We start from the raw sequence: 3,517 nt of genomic DNA, 5'->3' as shown, positions 1-3,517 counted from the left end.
TTCATCCATAATATAGTTTACGCCATAGCTTTTCATAATGTTGTAGCCCTTATCCTGCACTATAGAATACGTGGCTTTTGTTTTGGCAATGGTTTTATTAATATTCTCGGCTGTTTCGGGCGTTACGCCAATCACATAAGCATTTTTGCCGGTTAGTAGTTGTAACGAATCCTGGATGTGCTGCATTTGTTTATTGCAGTACGGGCACCACTGGCCGCGGTAAAAAAACAACACCACCGATTTGCCCGTTTTAAGCACCTCTTTCAGGTCAACGGTTTTCCCTGAGTTATCCTTCGCCGTAAAAAAAGGAGCTGTATCTCCTTTTTTTAACCCGGTTTGTGCCAATACATGTACCGAAAACACTAGCGCTATAGCTGCTAATATATATTTCTTCATTCTGTTTAAAATTAACTTTATAAATAAGGCGGGGACCATTCACGCCCCCCGCCTTCAACACAAAACTTACCCCTGCGGGTAATTACATTTTGCTACCCATTTTATCCGCGTCCATTTTTGATGGCTCCATTTTAGATTTTTCCATCTTATCCATTTTCTTCTTTTTCATCTTCATGTCCTTCTTTTTCATTTTGTCCATCTTTTGCATTTTGCCGGTATCACTAACGGCGATAACTGATGGTGAAGAATGACTCATAGTACCTGCGCTTAGGTTAAGGCTAAAACCTAATGCGATAGCGCCTGCTAACATGGCGCCTTTTAAAACTGATCTGTTGTACGTTTTCATTTTTTAAGTTTTTTAATTTGCCTGCTTCGTCGCAGGTAATTCATAAACCTTACAAGCGGTGGTTAACTTTTATTCAGTTCGTTCTCTATCCGCACTTTTAATTCCTTTTTAAAATCATCATCCAGGCGTATGTTTGCAGACGGGGTACTTTTTAGGATTTGTTTTACCATCAAATCAATTTTGCGACTTTGCTTTATATACAGGCGGCATACGCCACAGGTAACCAGGTGCATGCGCAGTTCCAAATTCTCCTGCATGGTAAGCGGTTTTACCATCCGCTTCTCTATCATGAAGGTGGCCTTGCGGCAGTTGTAAAGTATTTTTAAAAGCTTATTCATATTACATCCAGTTTTTTTGAAGACAAGCCCTCAGGTTTAACTTAGCGCGATGGATGATGACCCAAAAATTCGACGCGCTTATTTTCAGTTCGGCACAAACTACATCGGTTGTTTCATCATCCATATGTTTCATGGTAAATACCGATAACCACAGCGCGGGTAGCTTTTGCATGCACTTTTGCAGTATGTGGTTAAATTCCTTATTCACCAATGGGTCTATGTTATCAATACCGAAATGCGTGGGCCAATGCTCCTGGTGCCAGTGCCCCTCCTCGTTCCAAAAAAATTCAGTTTCTCCCGCTTCGGTATCATTTATACTTAGCGTTTTAAGTCCCTTTGTTTTTTTACGATAGGTATCGATGATCTTATTCCGCAGTATCGCCGTAAGCCAGGTGCGCTCCGAGCTTTTTCCTTCAAACTTGTGCATCCCTTCCAGCGCAGCCAAAAAAGTTTCCTGCACCAGGTCGCGGGCCTGCTCTTCGTTATTTACCCGCGTTATGGTGTAAGCGTATAAATAATCGGCATGCGCGTTAACCCACTCATGGGGTTTAAGCGGTGTCCGTTCGGCAATTATTTCTTTATTATCCATAGTAAACGCGTGTTAGTCGTTCAGATATTTAAATCCTTACAGGGTTTTCTTATTTTTAATTGATGGCCGATATTTAAAAAGCATCATCTTCATTGAGCACATTTACGTATATTTAATTATTACCCGTTTTTTTAAATGTAACTATTCTTTGTAAGGATTCGCGGCAACAGCCGACTAAGCCTCGAAAGGACCACCGACATGAAAAATATAAAAGTATATGCCATTACCCTCGGCCTTGCAATTACGGCATTGGTATCGGCAGCATTTATCAATAAAAACAGGGTTAAACCCGCTATTATTACTGGCGGAGATGGCTTTGCAGTAGTAGAGCTGTTTACATCCGAAGGCTGCTCCAGCTGCCCTCCTGCTGACGAACTGCTTGCCCGCGTGCAGAAAGAAACCGCCGGCAAACCTGTTTATATTTTGGCTTATCACGTAGATTACTGGAACCGTTTAGGATGGAAAGATGTTTTCAGCAAGGCTGAGTATAGCCAAAGACAAAGCACTTACTCAAAATGGTTAAAGCTAAGCGGCGTGTACACTCCGCAAGCTGTTGTTAACGGCCAAACCGAGTTTGTGGGCTCGGCGCAAGGCACATTGCATAACGCTATAAATACGGGTTTAAAAAAAGAAGCAAAAGCCAGGGTAACTTTAAGCAATGTGGTTGTTAACGGGCACAATGCAACACTAAAGTATAATGCTACGGGCAATACTGATAACACAACCCTGCAACTGGCGCTTGTTCAAAAAAACGCGGTAACTAATGTTAAAAGCGGAGAAAATGGCGGGCATACACTATCGCATATCCAAATAGTGAACAATTTTAAAAGCATCCCGTTAGGTAAAAATAAAGAGGGCGAAAACAGCATAGCTTTGCCTGGCACTTTTTCGGCACCGGGTTACGAGTTGATCGCATTTATACAAAATACAGACACCGGCGAAATTACCGGAGCCACCCGCGCACCGTTCCCCACTACAGTTACAGCCAGCAATTAATGAAAATGAAAATTATCAAAGAGAAACATTCCTTAGCCATGCGGTGGTGCCATTGGGTAAATTTCCCCATACTCACCATTATGATATGGAGCGGGATGCTTATTTACTGGGGTAACGACACTTATACTTTCGGCCTGTTCGGGCATACGTTTTTTAGGTTTTTCCCCAAATGGTTTAATGATGCTCTTAATATCCCCGGTCGGCTTGCCGAGGGTATGGCGTTCCACTTTTTGTTTATGTGGTTCTTTACCATTAATGGGGTAGTGTATATCCTGTACACCATTTTCTCGGGCGAGTGGCGCGAGCTGGTACCAAAACGCAATTCATTTAAAGAAGCCTGGCAGGTGTTGCTGCATGATCTGCACATCCGCAAAATGGCTCCGCCTCAAAACAAATACAATGCCGCGCAACGCATCGCCTATACGGCTATCATTGTTATGGGTATCGGTTCGGTTATAACCGGGCTGGCCATTTATAAGCCGGTACAGTTTAATACCCTTACCTGGCTTTGCGGCGGCTATCATGCAGCCCGGATTGAACACTTTGTACTCACCATTAGCTATGTATTTTTCTTTATCATCCACGTGGTGCAGGTAGTGCTTGCAGGCTGGCGAAACTTCCAGTCGGTTATTACGGGTTTCGAGGTAGTGAACGATAAGCCCAAACCTATTATTAAACCCGCCGCCGATGAAAAATAGCCCCAAACCGAAAAAGGTTAAGAAACCGTTAACCATTGAGCAGAAAATAAACCGGCGCACGTTTATTTCGTTCGGTACGTTTGCCGTGCTATCCGGCGCGGCCTATGGCGGCTGGAGTTGGCTTAAAAACTCGCCTAAAGAAATACGTACGGTT

The 3,517-nt window shown here is 43.2% G+C and carries 6 protein-coding genes; 2 read left to right on the top strand and 4 right to left on the bottom strand.

Annotation, left to right across the window (positions count from 1 at the left end; genetic code table 11):
* From WC615_RS22985 to WC615_RS22970, 4 genes are all read right to left on the bottom strand, one after another.
* Window positions 1-396 (bottom strand): peroxiredoxin family protein (locus tag WC615_RS22985; protein ID WP_372980361.1); only part of this gene is annotated, 396 nt, incomplete at its 3' end.
* A gap of 82 nt (window positions 397-478) precedes the next feature.
* Entirely contained in the window at window positions 479-742 is a 264-nt protein-coding gene (locus WC615_RS22980) for a hypothetical protein (RefSeq protein ID WP_372980360.1), read from the bottom strand.
* A 62-nt stretch (window positions 743-804) separates the two neighbouring features.
* Window positions 805-1,080 carry a hypothetical protein gene (locus WC615_RS22975; protein ID WP_372980359.1) on the bottom strand — a complete coding sequence of 92 codons (276 nt, stop codon included), beginning with the start codon at window positions 1,078-1,080 and terminating at the stop codon, window positions 805-807.
* A gap of 1 nt (window position 1,081) precedes the next feature.
* The gene (locus WC615_RS22970; protein ID WP_372980358.1) at window positions 1,082-1,669 is read right to left on the bottom strand and encodes a sigma-70 family RNA polymerase sigma factor; all 588 of its coding nucleotides are present in this window, start codon (window positions 1,667-1,669) and stop codon (window positions 1,082-1,084) included.
* A gap of 198 nt (window positions 1,670-1,867) precedes the next feature.
* Between WC615_RS22970 and WC615_RS22965 the strand changes: the two genes are divergently transcribed.
* Both WC615_RS22965 and WC615_RS22960 read left to right on the top strand, forming a co-directional pair.
* Window positions 1,868-2,665: a DUF1223 domain-containing protein gene (locus WC615_RS22965; protein WP_372980357.1), complete on the top strand. Its 798-nt coding sequence runs from the start codon at window positions 1,868-1,870 to the stop codon at window positions 2,663-2,665.
* Window positions 2,666-2,670: 5 nt separating this feature from the next.
* Entirely contained in the window at window positions 2,671-3,363 is a 693-nt protein-coding gene (locus WC615_RS22960) for a cytochrome b/b6 domain-containing protein (RefSeq protein WP_372980356.1), read from the top strand.
* Window positions 3,364-3,517: the final 154 nt, after the last annotated feature.

It is taken from the genome of Mucilaginibacter sp. (assembly GCF_041663085.1).
Classification (GTDB): domain Bacteria; phylum Bacteroidota; class Bacteroidia; order Sphingobacteriales; family Sphingobacteriaceae; genus Mucilaginibacter.
Note: the sequence above shows the minus strand (reverse complement) of the source record. Positions and strands in the feature narration are given on the sequence as shown.